Genomic DNA, 17,874 nt, shown 5'->3' on the forward strand with positions numbered 1-17,874 from the left:
TACAAAGTGAGCTGAAGAGAACGACAAAGTTAGATCTTACATCCGCCGCCAGCACAATCATCATCTTGTGGCTGAACAGCATCTTTTTGATCGTCTTTCGCACCATCACGGGTGTTATGGTAGTAAAGCGTTTTTACCCCAAACTTGTACGCAGTGAGTAAGTCTTGCAATAACTTCTTCATTGGCACTTTACCTGAGTCATATTGACTTGGGTCGTAGTTAGTGTTGGCAGAAATCGCTTGGTCAACAAATTTTTGCATGATACCGACTAGGTGCAAATAACCCTCATTTGAGCCGATATTCCATAATAACTCATAGTTCTCTTTGAGTTTGATAAACTCAGGTACCACCTGCTTTAAAATACCATCTTTAGAGGCTTTGACCGATACATAACCACGTGGTGGCTCAATACCATTGGTCGCGTTAGAAATTTGCGATGAGGTTTCAGATGGCATTAAAGCGGTCAAGGTTGAGTTACGTAGACCAAACTCCATGATGTCGTGACGCAGAGTATCCCAATCGTAATGCAGATCTTCACGACAAATAAGATCAATATCTTTCTTATAGGTATCGATGGGGAGCAAGCCTTTAGCATAGTTTGTTTCATTGAACGCAGGGCATCTTCCTTGTTCTTTGGCAAGGTTTACCGATGCTTTAAGCAGATAATACTGCATTGCTTCAAAGGTACGATGCGTCAATCCGTTCGCGCTGCCATCGGAATATTTCACACCGTGTTTTGCCAAGTAGTAAGCGTAGTTGATGACACCCACGCCCAACGTTCGGCGATTCATGGTGGACTTACGTGCCGCTGGAAGAGGGTAATCCTGATAATCGAGTAGAGCATCTAATGCACGCACCACCAATTCAGCTAACTCTTCGAAATCATCCAGTTTTTCTATTGCACCTAAGTTAAAGGCAGACAGGGTACAGAGTGCAATCTCACCGCTATCGTCTTCGACATTCGTTAGTGGTTTGGTAGGTAGAGCAATCTCTAAACACAGATTCGATTGACGTACTGGTGCGACGCTGGCATCGAATGGGCTATGGGTATTACAGTGATCGACATTTTGAATGTAAATTCGACCAGTAGATGCACGCTCTTGCATTAAGAGCGAGAAAATTTCAATCGCTTTTACGCTGCGTTTTTTAATGTCCGGATCACTTTCATATTGAACATATAAACGTTCAAATTCATCTTGATCTTGGAAGAATGCGTCGTATAGACCAGGAACGTCGGAAGGTGAAAATAGGGTAATATTGCCACCTTCGACTAAACGCTTGTACATCAATTTATTCAGTTGGACGCCGTAATCCATATGGCGAACACGGTTTTCTTCCACTCCTCGGTTATTTTTCAGCACCAGCAGCGATTCAGCTTCACCATGCCAGAGAGGATAGAATACCGTGGCTGCACCACCGCGCACCCCACCTTGAGAACAACATTTAACCGCAGTTTGGAAGTATTTATAAAAAGGGATGCAACCGGTATGGAAAGCTTCTCCTCCACGAATTTCCGAGCCGAGTGCACGGATACGGCCAGCATTGATACCAATACCCGCACGTTGAGACACATAACGAACCACAGAGCTAGCAGTGGCATTGATTGAGTCTAAACTATCGCCACATTCAATGAGTACACATGAGCTGAACTGGCGGGTCGGGGTTCGGACTCCAGCCATGATTGGGGTTGGCAATGAAATTTTAAAGGTTGATGTCGCATCATAAAAACGTTGTATATAGTCTAGACGTGTGGCTTGCGGGTATTTTGCAAATAAACACGCGGCGACCAAGATGTATAAAAACTGGGCGCTTTCATAGATTTGACCGGTTACTCGGTTTTGTACGAAGTATTTACCTTCCAGCTGTTTGACGGCGGCATACGAAAAATTGAGGTCACGGCGATGGTCGATAAACTCATTCATGATCGCGAATTCTGCTTCGCTATAATCTTTTAATAAGTGTCGATCGTATTTGCCTTTTTCTACCATCTTTGAAACGTGTTCAAAGAGAGTTGGCGGCTCGTATTGACCATAGGCTTTCTTGCGTAAGTGAAAGACGGCTAGGCGAGCTGCTAGATATTGATAATCCGGTGTTTCTTCAGAAATCAGATCCGCGGCTGATTTGATGATCGTTTCATGGATGTCAGAAGTGGTGATCCCATCATAGAACTGGATATGAGCACGCAGTTCAACTTGCGATACGGAGACATTTTCTAGGCCTTCAGCGGCCCAAGTCACCACGCGGTGGATCTTATCGAGGTTGATCGTTTCTTTGCGGCCATCACGCTTGGTGACAGTAAGTTGTTGGTTCATTCTGCTTTATTTCCCTAACAAAACTGATAAAAGCCGTGTTTTGGTGTGGTTTTTGTAAGTTTAACGTTGGCTTTGTTATCGAAGTCGCCCTACACCTAGTGTGAATAAACACTATATGTAGGGGTGTATCAGTGTTCGGGTAACAAGATAGTGCTATCAGAGGGGGAATGCAAGTCAGAGTTGCTGCATAATTTGTGGATAAGTTGGGCAAGAAAAATTTTCAGTTAGTAGCTACTTACCGACAATCAAACGGTAGAGTTAATAGTAAAAAATAATGGTTTGAATATTGGTTTTATACTCACCAGTTCAGAAAAAAAATCACTTGATCTTTTGCGATAAATTGACTTCAGATAAGAGACTCGAATGTTGACCACCTAAGTCTCTTGTTTTTATCTGAGCGGTGCTATTTTCTACGATACAATCATCAGATTATTTTAGATGTTGAGTATGAACGATGTAATTAACACCGACATGTTTACCCAATCGATAAGTATCGGTGAGCGGATTATACAATAGGCCGGTTATGCCTTGTTCTTGCAAGGTCGTTTGATCGACCATTTTAAGCAGTTCTGAGGGGCGAATGAATTTCGCATGATCATGAGTACCACGCGGGACAATTTTGAGTAACTGTTCGGCACCCACAATGGCAAATAAGTAAGACTGAATATTGCGATTAAGAGTGGAAAAGAAGACGTGTCCCCCCGGTTTGACAAGCAGAGCACAGGCACGTACGACAGAAAGCGGGTCAGGCACATGTTCCAGCATTTCCATACAGGTCACGACATCATAATGCTGAGGAAATTGTTGGGCATGATCTTCAATTGTACTCTGAATATAAGTCAGATCGGTTCCCGTTTCTAACGCGTGTAAACGGGCCACTTCAAGTGGTTCTTTACCCATATCTAACCCCGTCACGATCGCCCCTTCTTTGGCCATACTCTCCGCTAGAATACCGCCTCCGCATCCGACATCGAGTACGGTTTTGCCAAATAAACCATTGGCTTTTTGTAAAACATAATTAAGTCGCAATGGGTTTATTTGGTGTAAAGGCTTAAACTCTCCGTGTAAATCCCACCAACGTGAAGCCATCTCTTCAAATTTTTTAATTTCGCTGGGATCAACATTTTTTACTTGAGTCATGCTTATCATTGCCTGTGTTATACATCGAGAGATAGGATGGTATTATAACTAGCTTCGCTATTCATACCACACGTTATCGATGATTCATTAAATGTTGAACAAAAACCAACCACTTATCAGTCGGATATGGAATGAGTGTGTAATTTCTCAGCATTTTAGACCCAACAAGCGTCACAACCTGATAAAAGCGTGGGGAAAGTGATGCCGAACCCAGTCAACTTGTGTTATATTTTCCAACCTTATAAGTATCAATATGATCCGGGCGACAGATCGGTGATGTCTAGCTCTGTTTTGAGAGCAACATTGAATGTGGTCTGGATATACCGATCAAACTGTAGAGGGATAATGGCTCTATGAGCGATCTAGCTAAAGAGATCACGCCCGTAAACATCGAAGATGAGCTTCGAGGTTCTTACTTAGACTACGCGATGTCCGTTATCGTGGGTCGTGCTCTTCCTGATGTGCGTGATGGCCTAAAACCAGTTCACCGTCGTGTTTTGTTTGCGATGAATGTGCTGGGTAATGATTGGAATAAACCATATAAAAAATCTGCCCGTGTGGTAGGGGACGTAATCGGTAAATATCACCCACATGGTGATAGTGCGGTTTACGATACAATTGTGCGGATGGCACAGCCATTCTCACTCCGCTATATGTTAGTCGATGGCCAAGGTAACTTTGGTTCGATTGACGGTGACTCAGCGGCGGCCATGCGTTATACCGAAGTTCGTATGGCAAAAATGGCTCATGAACTTCTTGCGGATCTAGATAAAGAAACCGTGGATTTTGTGCCTAACTATGACGGTACCGAGCAAATTCCTGCGGTGTTACCGACTAAAATTCCTAACCTATTGGTTAATGGTTCATCAGGGATTGCGGTTGGTATGGCCACCAATATTCCTCCGCACAACTTGGGCGAAGTGATTGATGGCTGTTTGGCCTACATCAATAATGAAGATATCACGATTGATGAGCTTATGGAGTATATTCCTGGGCCAGATTTCCCAACAGCAGCATTAATCAGCGGCCGTAAAGGCATCGTTGATGCTTACAAAACTGGGCGCGGTAAAGTTTACATGCGTTCAAAAGCGGACATCGAAGCGGATAAACATGGTAAAGAAACCATTATTGTCACCGAAATTCCGTACCAAGTGAACAAAGCGCGTTTGATTGAAAAAATTGCTGATTTAGTCAAGGAGAAAAAGGTCGAAGGCATTAGTGCATTGCGTGATGAGTCTGATAAAGACGGAATGCGTATTGTGATTGAATGTCGCCGCGATGCGGTGGGTGAAGTGGTACTGAATAACCTGTACGCCAACACTCAACTGCAAACCACCTTTGGTATTAACATGGTGGCACTGGATAATGGTCAACCCAAACTTTTCAACCTAAAAGAAATGTTGAAATGTTTTGTTAACCACCGCCGTGAAGTGGTCACTCGCCGGACTATTTTTGAATTACGTAAAGCGCGTGAACGTGCGCATATTCTTGAAGGTCTGGCACTTGCATTAGCTAATATTGACGACATTATTGATTTAATTCGAAAAGCGCCAACCCCTGCTGAAGCAAAATCGGGTTTAATTTCAAGAGGTTGGGAGCTTGGCCATGTTGCCGCGATGTTGGAACGTGCGGGAACTGATGCCGCTCGTCCTGAATGGCTTGAGCCTCAATACGGTATTCGTGATGGTCAGTATTTCTTAACTGAGCAGCAAGCTCAGGCGATTCTAGATTTGCGTCTACACCGTTTAACCGGATTAGAACACGAGAAAATCCTTGATGAATATAAAGCGCTGTTAGATGAAATCGCAGAGTTGATTCGTATTCTTTCTGATACCGAACGATTAATGGAAGTGATTCGTGAAGAATTACAACTAGCGAAAGCAAACTTTGGTGATGCTCGTCGTACCGAAATTACTGCAGCAACGCATGATATTGATATGGAAGAGCTGATCGCACGTGAAGATGTGGTGGTGACGCTTTCTCATGAAGGTTATGTGAAGTATCAATTACTTAGTGATTACGAAGCGCAACGCCGAGGCGGTAAAGGTAAGAGCGCAACTCGCATGAAAGATGAAGATTACATTGAACGTCTTTTAGTTGCTAACACGCATGATAATATTTTGTGCTTCTCCACTCGTGGTAAGACTTATCGCCTAAAAGTGTATCAATTACCATTGGCTAGCCGCACTGCTCGCGGTAAGCCGATTGTTAACTTACTGCCACTTGAAGAAAATGAGCGTATAACGGCTATCCTACCGGTAACGGAATTCAGTGAAGATAAATTTATCTTTATGGCCACCGGGGATGGTACGGTGAAGAAAACGTCATTAGACCAATTTGCTAATGTTCGGGCTAATGGTTTGATTGCCGTCAATCTACGTGATGATGATTCATTAATTGGCGTTGATATCACCGATGGTAATAATGAAATCATGCTGTTCTCAAAATTTGGTAAGGTGGTTCGCTTTAAAGAAGCTGAAGAAATACCGCTATTTGATGAGAATGGTCAACCGGTGCTTGATGAAAATGGTCAGCCAGAAATTAAGTTCAAAGGTGTCCGTCCTATGGGGCGTACCGCTTCGGGTGTCCGTGGTATGAAATTAGCTGATGGCGACCAAGTGGTTTCGTTGATTGTACCGAAAACAGCAGGTGATGTGCTCACCGTGACCGAAAATGGTTATGGTAAGCGTACCAGCTTGTCTGAATATCCGACTAAAGGTCGTGGTACTCAAGGCGTGGTTTCTATCAAAGTGTCTGAACGTAATGGTAGCGTTGTGGGTGCAGTTCAAGCTGAAGAAGGCGATGAATTCATGATGATCACCAACGCAGGCACTTTGGTGCGTACCCGCGTCGCTGAAGTGAGCCAAGTTGGCCGTAATACGCAAGGCGTTACTTTGATTCGTACTTCCGAAGATGAAAAAGTGGTTGGTTTACAACGTATCGAAGAAGTGGATGAAGCGGATTTACCTTCCGTACCAGAAGCAGAAGATATAATCGTTGATGCGAAGGATTCACCAGCTCACGATGGCGAGACGGATTTAGAAGAATAAATAGTATTTACATTATACTCAAACAACTTGGAGTTGCAGGTTGGCGGCAAGTGAGTGATAAATTTGTCTGGAACAAATTTGAACCGCCGCAGGCTGACCTTTGATGAGAGTCACGGATGGCTCTCATCATCCCCATGAGCATAGACAGGCTATGTGATTGGGGTGAAAGAACGTAGTCAACATCCTTACAGATTCAAGTAGGAAGGGTATATAAACAATAAAAACCGAGTGATAATAAGCTCGGTTTTTTTTATATCTAAAGCTGCTGGCTATCGCTCGATCCATAATAAAAGGTTAACGGGGTATTTATAGCGAAGTACACGCTGTTGGAACAATATATTTAGATCGTTATCTCTTGATCTTTTTATCTACAAGATCATAAAAAAGATCCCGATTATTTATAAAGACACCGATAATAATGATGATTAAACATTATTTATTCTTCTCCCGTATTATTGTGATAATTATTCCAAAATAAAAAAATACTTTTCTCTTATTGTTGGAAAGTGATAGTATTTGTATTAATTGAATAACTTTTAAACGATTAGCATAGGGGCTCTTTGTGGATTACGCCGTCATTACGCAATTAAAAAAAGATTTTTATGCGCAGATTGGTGCATTCCAGTCTCATTCTTTGCCTCAAGAAAAAACGACTTTATCTCTGTTAACGCCGGAAGAATTAAAGCAATTAGAAGAGATTTGGGTTGAACTAACGGTATGGAAAAAATCACAAAGCCATTAATATACGTATGCGCTTTTTATGCTAGATTGATCGATAAAAAACCCAGCTGAACGGTAAAGAAAGCTGGGTTTTTTGTTGCCGTTTTTTGAAATTGTTATATTATAACAAATGTTGAAGTTGTGATCTTTTCGTTGAAAAAGAGGAGAGTCATCCCCATAGTAAAGTCACAATAACATAGAAAGATGCATACCATTCCAGCATGCAGCCAGAAAAATTCAAGTGAGTGCAGATATGGCACAAGTAAGAGCCAGAGTTGATTTAAAAGTCGGTTTGAAAAGTAACATTGATGCAGAAATACTTTCATTCCAAGGGCTAAAAACAGAGAAAGAACATGTCGCGGTCATCTTCCAATCCGCGGATAAAACCCAACCAATTCCTTTAGTGCGAATGCATTCCGAATGCCTAACTGGTGATGTGTTTCATTCGTCGCGATGTGACTGTGGCGAACAATTAGAAGAAACCATCAATAAAATGGGTGAGCACGGCGGTATTATTCTTTATTTGCGCCAAGAAGGGCGCGGTATTGGACTATATAACAAAATTGATGCTTATCGATTACAAAGCCAAGGCATGGATACTTACCAAGCTAATAATCACCTTGGTTTTAGTGATGATCTTCGTGATTTTACCGAGGCCGCACAAATGCTCAAAGCATTGGGGGTAACGAGGATCCGCTTAGTGACCAATAATCCGAAAAAAGTTCGTGAGCTAAAAGAGCATGAGATTGAAATTGTTGAGGTTGTGAATACTGCAGCTCACATTAAGCATGGAAATGAAAAATACTTACAAGCGAAGGTTGCTCATGGTAAACACAGCTTAAAGCTATAATCATGCTTACAACCTCATTTATATGAGGTTTTTATCTTTAATATAGTCCTCCGGACAGTTTGGTTAAATGTGGTTCTTTTGCCATACTTAGTTCAATGCTAATTCTGTAGGGTGGGTTGTGATGAAACATCGTTTCCTGACGGTTGGACTATTACTTCTTTTTAGCTTTCCCCTCGCTGCAACGCCTTATTTTACGCAACTGGGGTGGTTAACCACTGATGAAAACCGCACACTTTCCTTTTATTATCCTCAAACGCTAGCGCAGCTATATCATCATCATAATGATCAACGAATATGGACCGATATGCTGCTTCGTACCCAATTTGAAGAACAGTTGGAGTTGATCCATCGAGCTAAAATCAGTCCACTTTTTTCTCACCGCTTAGCGCTGTTGATTGATAAGAGGCAGCACGAGGCTTGGCTTGAATATGATTTGTTAGCTACGGATACGCTACTTATGTATCTAAGTTACGCAGAGCGAGCAGAAAAAGAAGGAATGGATTGGTTTTTGAATGGTAATAAGCTCGAGCGTGCTTTACCACTTCCAAGTGAGGCGGCTCTCTTAGCTTTACATATTGCTGTTGGTTCAAAAACATTGGATCACCTGATTTTTCGTTATACTCCGCAAGATCCCACTTATCAGCAGTTGATTTATGCTTATCGTTTTTTACGACCACTAACTGAAGTATTACTGAGCGATTATCAACAACGCGGGTTAAAAAGAGTGGGGGATAAACTTGAAGATCGGCAAACTTTAATTCAACGTTTAGCATTAGTGAACATTGATATAACCACTATACGTGATGATGTCTCTTGGTACGATAACTCTTTAGTGAAACCGATTAAACAGTTTCAGAAACTGCATGGCTTAGTATCAGACGGGATTATAGGCCCCAATACACTAAAATGGCTGAATTTATCTGTGGATGCTCGTTTAGGATTAATTGCTTTAAACGCTGAACGCATGCGTTTATGGCCGAGTTCCACCACGGCTATTGTGGTTAATCTGCCTAATTTTGAACTTAAATATTGGTATTCTGGAGAAACGGTATTTCAGTCTAAAGTGGTGGTTGGTCGTGTCACTCGCCCAACCCCAATCATGACGGTAGGGTTAGATTCATTAATAGTCAACCCAACTTGGAATGTGCCATATAAAATTATGGTAGAAGATATTCTACCGATGGCTAAGAGAGATAGCCAATATTTAACCCGGCAGCATATGGAAATATTACCGCGTTGGGGATCGCAGCAAACGATGGATCCTGCTTTAATTGATTGGGAAAATATACAACCAGAATCGTTTCCTTATCGATTGCGTCAGCAAGCGGGATATCGAAATGCGTTGGGGCGTTATAAGTTTAATACACCAAATCGGCGCGCGATCTTTTTGCATGATACACCAAGCAAGCATTTATTTGATTATAGTTCTCGAGCGTTTAGTTCTGGATGTATCCGTGTTGAAAATGCCGATCTGTTTGCTAACACATTACTTAAAACGCAAGGGCTCGATGACCAAACAGATATGACCCAAAGTCGTGAGCCTAACTATGCCATCGCTTTAAAACAGCGTATTCTCGTTCAAATTATTTACCAAACTACGTGGTATGATGCCGGACAACTGCACTTTCGTGATGATATTTATCATTTAGATCGCGTCTTAACTCAATAATACTGACTAAAAAATGACATAAAAATAATATCTTTATTGTCAATAAGTAAGAGCAGTTATTGACCTGATTTATGTTAACTTTAGCCATGAAAGGTTTGATTTTAGCGGCAGAGTTAGTTAATTTTCGCCCTCGCTTTATCAATAATGAAGGTCTTATTTTGCATTTGTCTCGTCGTCGTTTCCTGCAATTAACGGGGTTGGGGGCCGCTTCTGCTGCGGTATTTCCTTCATTTGTTCATGCCTCTTTACCTCAAGAGCCCAGAGTGCTGATGCTGAATAATCCGCACACTGGCGAGAGTCTTGAATCTTGTTATTTTAACGGTCATCGATATGTTCGCTCTGAATTGCAGCGGCTAAATCACCTTTGTCGAGATTTCCGTCGTAATGAAGTCTATCCAATGGATAAGCAACTGTTTGATCAACTCTCTCGCATCCAGGCTCTGCTTGGAACCGCAGCAAAGGTTGAGATTATTTCTGGTTATCGCTCTCCGGCGACGAATAAAATGCTCCGAAATCATAGTCGTGGAGGGGTTGCCAAAAAAAGTTTACACATGCTGGGACAAGCGATCGATTTTCGATTAGAAGGTGTCGAATTATCTTTGGTACATACTGCCGCGCTAAAATTGCAAGCGGGTGGTGTAGGCTATTATCCAAAAAGTCATTTTATTCATATTGATACTGGATTGGTTCGCCAATGGCGAGGAGCGTGACTTGTCAAATGACAGTGACAATGTCATAGTTTCTGCCATATTTTATGGTTATTGAACAGGTTTGCCTCATGTCTCTTAAATATCAAATTGTTCCTGTAACAGCTTTTGCGCAAAATTGCTCTATTGTTTGGTGCGATGAAACGATGCAAGGCATTGTGATTGACCCTGGTGGTGATGTTAAACAACTTAATATGTTGATTGATGAACTCGGTGTTCGTGTGGTCAACTTAGTATTAACACATGGCCATTTGGATCACGTCGGAGGAACTCAGCCATTAGCGAAGCTATTAGGTGGGATTGAGGTTCTTGGCCCGCATAAAGCGGATAACTTTTGGTTGCAAGGGTTAGAGGGGCAAAGCCAGATGTTTGGTTTTCCATTGACTGAAGCATTTGAACCCACTCAATGGCTAGAAGAAGGGGATACTATTAGTTTTGGTCAACAAATTTTAACCGTATTACATACCCCTGGGCATACGCCCGGTCATATCGTATTATTTAGTGAACAAGCACGGTTAGCCTTTGTCGGTGATGTGCTCTTTAATGGTAGTGTGGGGCGAACCGACTTTCCCAAAGGCGATTTCAATACATTGATTGATTCTATCAAGCATAAATTATGGCCACTTGGCAATGATGTGACTTTCATTCCAGGTCATGGTTCTATCTCAACATTTGGTCATGAGCGAGTCAATAACCCATTTGTGGCTGATGAAATGCCGCTCTATTGATTTTTAGCTACTCATTTGACTCGGCAGCGGCGAGATAGCGCCGGGTCAAACCGACAAATTCGCTAGCACTACGATCAAGATCCGCTTCTGCGATATACACATCAAAACCATAATATTCCCGCTGATAACGCATACGATTGGCAAGCATCGCCATTAATCCAGTATAGATGTGCCCCTTTTCATCTTGATATGGGGTTGAATCTAATACGATGTCTTCAAAAAGGATTGTTTGACTTTGCTGTTTAGCCCCTAAATAGAGTAGGGCGCGTTGACTTAACAGCATTTCTCTTGCTATTCGAGGGCAAATTGCCTCTAAAAAAGGAGAATAGTTTTTTAAGTGCAGGCCAATCCAAGGCAAAGGTTGATGCCATCCTTCTTGCTGATAGCTACAAATGCCAATATGTTGGATATTATTCCACTGAACAACCCAACCGCCATGATAAAAGTGTTGCTGGAAATGCGTTGCCGTTAGGGTAAATCCAACCCAGCTTTTACACAGCAATCCATATCCGACGCCAGTAAAGAGTAATAATCCACAAGATAATAGACCGCTTAACGGCCAGTCAACGAACAAGATCAGTAAGAAAAGGAGAATTACGAGCGGCAGTGCGAATATACGTTTCATTGCTGTTGCAGAATAAAAAGGATAATTTGATAAGTGTAGAGTCGGCATACAATCCTCATCGGCAAATATTAATGAATTGGTTGTCAATTTCTTTTATTCAATTTGCTTTTTATCTGCTGATATTTTAGTCGCTTGTCAGCAAAATGTCGGCTTTTCAGTATGAAGTTGACCAATGCCCTACAAATAACTCGTAAATTTTGCTATAAAACGCGCTTTAAATTTTCACCACTGTGTCCAACAGTGAAATGGAGAGATACTCGATGAGACTTGCTCATAAGCGTAACGTACAGGCGAAACTGCAAAAACGTATCAAAGCGATGGTGGCAAATATTGCTGATGTACCCAAAACGGCCAAGCCTGTAGCAGCGAAACCTGCTGTTGAAAAAAAAGCACAACCACAATCAAAGGTTGATAAGGTTTCAGCTCAGTCTCCAGTAGAAAGAGCATTAACTCCAAAGCAGCAGCAAGTATTAGACATTGTTGCAGCGAATGCAGCAGGTATTAATCCTAAAGCCATTGGTTTGGCGGCGGGACAAGAAGAAACCAAAGCTGCTTCTTGGGCAACGGGCGCTTTGAAAAAGTTACTAGAAGAGAACTTGGTCACCAAAGAGCAGCTAGCCGGTAATAAAGTTATCTATAAAGCGATTTAATCGGTCACCAATAACAAAGCCCCGAATTGTTCGGGGCTTTGTTATTTATCATGCCTAAACGGTGTCAGGTGTTTAAAAGTGATTATTCTGTTTTAGTGATACTACCAATTTCTAGCATGGGAGCAACATCCATGTTTTCAGCATTCATCATCGAGGATAAGCGCTGCACAGAGGAAAGCAATAAGCTCTGCTCCCAGTCATCTAACTGCCTAAATTGAGCAACAAAGCTGTCTTGTAGCGGCTGTGGTGCTTTGGCTAATAACGCTTTCCCTTCATCAGTTAAATAGGCATGGACTTTACGCTTATCTGTATTACTTCTGACCCGTTGCACATAATGATTTCGTTCAAGGCGATCTAATATCGTGGTTGCCGTTGCTTGGCTCATATTGGTGTGCTTTGAAAGCTGGCGGATGGTTACTTCTCCTAATGTCTCAATCGAGCGCATTAAAATCAACTGCGGGCCGGTTAATCCAGCATGTTTACTTAACTTTTTCGAGTGTAAATCGATGGCTCGGATAATTTGGCGAATGGCCACTAAGACTTCTTCATGCTTTTCCACAATACTTACCTACAACATCTGGAGAAATTAGCTCGGAACATACCTTAGTTATCATTAATTTGAAAGTATAGAATACGTTCTTTTTTATCCTCGTTCTTGAGCATGTATAGCAATAATGTGAAGAGTATTAATCTTTTGTTGTCAAATGAATTTTATTGACTTTTTGGTTATTTTTTCGGCTGAATCTGGGCTTTTCGGCCTTTTTACCATGATTTTTTGCTGTTTTACTAGATATATATCTGATTTTGTGTACCATATTGACCCGTTGTTATGCTCTATAGTTATGAGCACGAAATATATTTTCCTTGCCTATGTCGAAGTCTTGCGGAAATCTATTTCGTTGTCATGGTTATTGAGTTCTATTTAGAATCAATAAAAGAGAGGAAAAATGACACGAGGAATCGATAAATACAGCATCGATAGTACCGATTACACCGTTGGACAAGACAATGTTCAGAAGTGGGGGTTTGACGTCCACAATCCGGTGTTTGGTATTAGTGCTGGTCTGATTGTACTCTTTTTAGTCGCAACGCTATTTAGCGATGCTGATACCGCCAAAAATGTCCTTGATGGGGTAAAGTGGCAAATTATAGGGACGTTTGATTGGCTATTTATTTGGTCAGGTAATCTATTTGTTCTATTTTGCTTAGGATTAATCTTCTCCCCTTTTGGCAAAATTCGTTTAGGTGGTGAAGGAGCGGTTGCTGATCACACCTTTATTTCTTGGTTAGCTATGCTGTTTGCAGCAGGGATGGGGATTGGCCTCATGTTCTGGAGTGTTGCTGAGCCTGTGGCCTACTTTACAGGTTGGTATGAAACACCACTTGGTGTTGAAGCGAATACTCCGGAAGCAGCAAAGTTAGCGCTAGGCGCAACCATGTACCATTGGGGACTTCACCCTTGGGCGATTTATGCTGTGGTGGGGCTTTCTTTAGCTTTTTTCTGTTATAACAAAGGATTGCCACTTTCTGTCCGATCTATTTTCTATCCAATTCTTGGTGACAGAGCTTGGGGATGGGCTGGACATGTTGTTGACATTTTAGCCGTTTTAGCAACCTTGTTTGGGTTAGCAACCTCATTGGGTCTCGGTGCACAGCAAGCGGCTAGTGGGATTCATCATGTCTTTGGTCTCGATGCGGGTATTGGTTTACAAATTGTGGTGATCATTGGGGTCACGCTTTTAGCGACGGTATCCGTGGTTAGAGGCATTGATGGTGGTGTCAAAGTGATATCCAACATTAACATGGTAATTGCCTTTGCGTTGTTAGTGTTAGTGGCCATCATTGGTTATGCGGTAACCTTCGCTTCCATTCCTACCACATTCATGGCTTATATTGAAAATATCATTCCACTCAGTAACCCTCATGGGCGAGCTGATGAAGCATGGTTCCAAGGTTGGACGGTCTTTTACTGGGCTTGGTGGATCTCTTGGTCTCCATTTGTTGGAATGTTTATTGCTCGTGTCTCTAAGGGTCGTACTGTCCGGGAATTTATCACCGCAGTATTACTGGTACCGACAGCAGTGACGGTAATTTGGATGTCGGTCTTTGGTGGTTTAGCTATCGATGAGGTGATTAATAATGTTGGAGAGCTTGGCCATAAAGGGTTAACTGATGTATCACTGGCTATGTTCCAAATGTTTGATGGGTTACCTATGGGAACATTATTATCGATTATTGCGGTAGTGTTAGTATTGGTCTTCTTTATTACTTCATCTGACTCAGGATCGTTAGTGATTGATAGTATTACCGCTGGCGGCAAAATGGATGCACCTGTTCTACAGCGCATATTCTGGGCGATCATGGAAGGGGCGATTGCGATTGCCTTATTGTGGATTGGTGGTACCGAAGCGGTACAGGCGTTACAAGCTGGGGCTATTTCTACTGCCTTGCCATTTACCTTTATTCTCTTGCTGATGTGCGTGAGTTTGATTATGGGAATGCGTACTGAGCAGAAAAAGTAACATTGGTTGAGTGAATCATAAAGTGATGGATGGGTACTTTTATACCTAATTTCCCACTGAACTTGCTAAGATGATGAATAAAGGCACTAAGTTGCAATACTTAGTGCCTTTATTTTTTCCGATAATCTGGCATGAATATATGCAAAAAGTAAAGAGTCGATAGCGTGAATCATAGTGACATAATTCGTGCAACGCATGATAAATATGGTTACTATTTTGCCTGAAATTTTCTTCTATCGATGATTAATGACAATGAAACTAACTCTAAAACAAAAACTTATAGGTTCAAGCCTTTCAGCAGTGCTTGTGATGGCTACGGCGTTAACCTGGCTATCTGCCGATCAACTGAAACAACAGACTCACCGTGGTATTGTGGCTCGTGCCGAAGCCCTTTCATCGACCGCTGCGAAAGGAATTTCTGATTGGATTTCTATTCGAAAAAACATTTCGACAGCTTTTAATCAATATAGCTCTGAGCCGGATGTTGTTCCATTTTTACAACAAGCTCGTAACGCTGGTGGGTTTGATGATATTTTTTTAGGCACGTCGGATGGTCAGATGTATCGTTCTCATCCTGAGCGAAATCGTGCTGACTATGATCCAAGAGCCCGACCGTGGTATAAAGATGCCGTTTCTGCAGGCAGGCAGATTATCACCACTGCTTATCAAGATGCGATCACTAAAGCTTTACTGGTCACCATTGCTGAACCGGTTCGTGATAACGGACAATTTGTTGGTGTTGTGGGCGCTGACGTTTTAATTGATCAACTCATTACCGACGTTTTGAGTATGGATGCAGGCGATAAAGCTTATACCATGTTGATCGATACGCAAGATGGTAATTTTCTGGCTCATCCTAACAAGGCATTACTGCTCAAACCGGTTGCTTCGTTAAATAAAACCCTCAATATGACGGCCCTAGAACAAGCGGCAGTTCGTCATCAGTTGCTTGAATTGACGATCAATGGTCAAGAAACTCTGTTTTACTTTACTCCGGTGCCTAATACTCCTTGGATGTTTGCGGTGCAGATGGATAAAGCCACCGAGTTTGCTGCTCATCGTCAATTACTCACCGGTTTATTCGCGACTGCCTTGATTATTACGATCATTGTTGTGTTGATCGTGTCTTGGTTGGTTAGCTTTTTATTCCGTGATTTACTTCGTGTTTCAAAAGCGTTGGAAGAAATCGCGATTGGAGAAGGGGATCTAACACAACGGTTAGAACCACGCAGTGATGATGAAGTTGGACGCTTAGCGAAAAACTTTAATATTTTTGTCGGCAATATGCACCATATGGTCAGTCAGTTAAGCCAGATTTCTCAGTCATTGTCTGCTCAGTCTCAAATGACCGCTGCCCATGCGGAAGAACGAAGTGCCCGTATTCGAATGCAGCAAGATGAAGTCAATATGGTGGCCACCGCGATCAATGAAATGGCCGCAGCAACGCAAGAAATTGCTAATAATTCTGAAAATACCGCCCAAAACTCATCGGAAGCGGTTGATGCTTGCTCGCATGGTGCAACGCAAGTATCACAAACTCAGAATTCGATTCATTCTCTAGCACAAGAAGTTCAGGTTGCAACCGATGTTATTCAAGAATTAGAAGAGCACGGTAACCAGATCAGCACCATACTTTCAACGATTCAAGGCATTGCAGAACAGACTAACTTGTTGGCACTGAATGCGGCGATTGAAGCTGCGCGAGCAGGGGAGCAAGGGCGAGGTTTTGCCGTTGTAGCGGATGAAGTTCGGGTGTTAAGTCAGCGAACGCATGCATCAACGCAAGAAATTCAAAATATGATTGAAATGTTGCAAAGTACAACCGGTAAAGCGGTGAGCATTATGAATGATAGCCGTCGCTTGGCGGATACCAGTGTTGATGATGCGAACTCGGCCGCAGCCAGCTTGATGCAGATCCATCAAGCAGTTGAAAATATTAGTGATATGGCGACTCAAATAGCTTCTGCAGCAGAAGAGCAAGCCTCTGTTACGTCTGAAATCACGCGTAATACGGTGGGAATTCGTGATGCTTCTAATGATTTAGCGCAAGAAGCTCATGAAGCGGCTTCGCAAGCGGCAGAGTTGTCCCAACTTTCTTATCAATTAGATGAAGAAATTCGCCGTTTTAAATTATAAATAGCAGTGTTAACTAAATCGGAGGAGCCAAGGCTCCTCTGATTATAACCAGAACAATCGCACCGGGTGCTGAAGAGAATAGTGATGGGCGATTTGTGCCTGCATTAATTCAGCCGTTGCAATAGCATCGGTTAAGGCATGATGTGGGTGATAACTCGGTAGCCCATAGCGCTCCCGGGTTTGCCCTAATCGTAGCGATGCCTTTTTTTTCCCTTTTAATCGGTTCCAAAGGCCTGCGGTTATTTTTTTCTGGATTTGAGCCTCAATTTCCATCGTATCAATAATAGGAAACTCGATACCTTCATTGATTCGGCGTTTAAAGGCCTGATCTAAAAACTCACGTTCAATTTTATGGAAATGAACCACGATCACTTTGCCTGTTAATTGCTCAAGTAAGTCATCAATGATCTCACTTAAGTCGGGCGCACCCATAATATCGCTATGGGTGATACCGTGAATAATGACAGACTCTTCATCTAATTTCTGGCGAGGTCGAACGGTCCAATGTTTTGCTCTATTGAGATAAATTCGCTGCAGAGTAAAAGGCACTAAACCAATCGTAATAATTTCATCTTTATCGGCATTGAGGCCCGTGGTTTCAAAGTCCATCGCAACAAATTCCATCTCGCCAAGCTCAGTATTACCACTGGTAATTTCTGCTTGATAGAAGTGTTTTAACAATGGCGAATGAACAACCGCTTGTTTGGCTCGATATTTATAAGGCCAATCAATGCTCGGCGTTTGAAAAAGTCGTTTCATGATCAC

The 17,874-nt window shown here is 42.2% G+C and carries 14 protein-coding genes; 9 read left to right on the top strand and 5 right to left on the bottom strand.

The window, feature by feature from the left end:
- Positions 1–29 precede the first annotated feature (29 nt).
- Positions 30–2,312, bottom strand: coding sequence for a class 1a ribonucleoside-diphosphate reductase subunit alpha (gene nrdA, locus FKN05_RS10525; protein ID WP_170887462.1), 2,283 nt, complete (start codon positions 2,310–2,312; stop codon positions 30–32).
- 429 nt (positions 2,313–2,741) lie between these two features.
- Positions 2,742–3,452, bottom strand: coding sequence for a bifunctional 2-polyprenyl-6-hydroxyphenol methylase/3-demethylubiquinol 3-O-methyltransferase UbiG (gene ubiG, locus FKN05_RS10530; RefSeq protein WP_099611173.1), 711 nt, complete (start codon positions 3,450–3,452; stop codon positions 2,742–2,744).
- A gap of 353 nt (positions 3,453–3,805) precedes the next feature.
- Here ubiG and gyrA point away from each other — a divergent pair, with 353 nt between their 5' ends.
- From gyrA to FKN05_RS10560, 6 genes are all read left to right on the top strand, one after another.
- Positions 3,806–6,502 carry a DNA topoisomerase (ATP-hydrolyzing) subunit A gene (gyrA, locus tag FKN05_RS10535; protein WP_170887463.1) on the top strand — a complete coding sequence of 899 codons (2,697 nt, stop codon included), beginning with the start codon at positions 3,806–3,808 and terminating at the stop codon, positions 6,500–6,502.
- A gap of 562 nt (positions 6,503–7,064) precedes the next feature.
- Positions 7,065–7,244 (top strand): hypothetical protein, encoded by a 180-nt coding sequence (locus FKN05_RS10540; RefSeq protein ID WP_099611175.1) that lies wholly within the window; start codon positions 7,065–7,067, stop codon positions 7,242–7,244.
- Between the two features lie 231 nt (positions 7,245–7,475).
- The gene (locus FKN05_RS10545) at positions 7,476–8,072 is read left to right on the top strand and encodes a GTP cyclohydrolase II (protein ID WP_170887464.1); all 597 of its coding nucleotides are present in this window, start codon (positions 7,476–7,478) and stop codon (positions 8,070–8,072) included.
- 121 nt (positions 8,073–8,193) lie between these two features.
- A complete protein-coding gene (locus tag FKN05_RS10550) occupies positions 8,194–9,741 on the top strand; it encodes a L,D-transpeptidase family protein (RefSeq protein WP_170887465.1) in 1,548 nt (515 codons plus the stop codon).
- Positions 9,742–9,899: 158 nt separating this feature from the next.
- A complete protein-coding gene (gene mepK / locus FKN05_RS10555; protein WP_170887559.1) occupies positions 9,900–10,451 on the top strand; it encodes a peptidoglycan L,D-endopeptidase MepK in 552 nt (183 codons plus the stop codon).
- Between the two features lie 68 nt (positions 10,452–10,519).
- A complete protein-coding gene (locus FKN05_RS10560) occupies positions 10,520–11,176 on the top strand; it encodes an MBL fold metallo-hydrolase (protein WP_099611178.1) in 657 nt (218 codons plus the stop codon).
- A gap of 7 nt (positions 11,177–11,183) precedes the next feature.
- Here FKN05_RS10560 and FKN05_RS10565 read toward each other — a convergent pair whose 3' ends face one another.
- Positions 11,184–11,849 (bottom strand): DUF2982 domain-containing protein, encoded by a 666-nt coding sequence (locus FKN05_RS10565; protein ID WP_099611179.1) that lies wholly within the window; start codon positions 11,847–11,849, stop codon positions 11,184–11,186.
- Positions 11,850–12,061: 212 nt separating this feature from the next.
- On the opposite strand from FKN05_RS10565, the gene FKN05_RS10570 reads away from it, so the two are divergent.
- Positions 12,062–12,451, top strand: coding sequence for a MarR family transcriptional regulator (locus tag FKN05_RS10570; protein WP_099611180.1), 390 nt, complete (start codon positions 12,062–12,064; stop codon positions 12,449–12,451).
- Positions 12,452–12,533: 82 nt separating this feature from the next.
- Here the strand turns inward: FKN05_RS10570 and FKN05_RS10575 are convergent, their stop codons facing one another.
- Positions 12,534–13,010 (bottom strand): MarR family transcriptional regulator, encoded by a 477-nt coding sequence (locus tag FKN05_RS10575; protein WP_170887466.1) that lies wholly within the window; start codon positions 13,008–13,010, stop codon positions 12,534–12,536.
- A gap of 388 nt (positions 13,011–13,398) precedes the next feature.
- On the opposite strand from FKN05_RS10575, the gene FKN05_RS10580 reads away from it, so the two are divergent.
- Together FKN05_RS10580 and FKN05_RS10585 are read left to right on the top strand one after the other, a co-directional pair.
- A complete protein-coding gene (locus tag FKN05_RS10580; RefSeq protein ID WP_099611182.1) occupies positions 13,399–14,973 on the top strand; it encodes a BCCT family transporter in 1,575 nt (524 codons plus the stop codon).
- Between the two features lie 252 nt (positions 14,974–15,225).
- A complete protein-coding gene (locus FKN05_RS10585) occupies positions 15,226–17,109 on the top strand; it encodes a methyl-accepting chemotaxis protein (protein WP_161427456.1) in 1,884 nt (627 codons plus the stop codon).
- Between the two features lie 42 nt (positions 17,110–17,151).
- Here FKN05_RS10585 and FKN05_RS10590 read toward each other — a convergent pair whose 3' ends face one another.
- Positions 17,152–17,868, bottom strand: a complete 717-nt coding sequence (locus tag FKN05_RS10590) for a 3'-5' exonuclease (protein ID WP_099611183.1) — start codon at positions 17,866–17,868, stop codon at positions 17,152–17,154.
- Positions 17,869–17,874: the final 6 nt, after the last annotated feature.

This window comes from Vibrio sp. 1-1(7), from assembly GCF_013048485.1.
Taxonomy (GTDB): domain Bacteria; phylum Pseudomonadota; class Gammaproteobacteria; order Enterobacterales; family Vibrionaceae; genus Vibrio; species Vibrio fujianensis.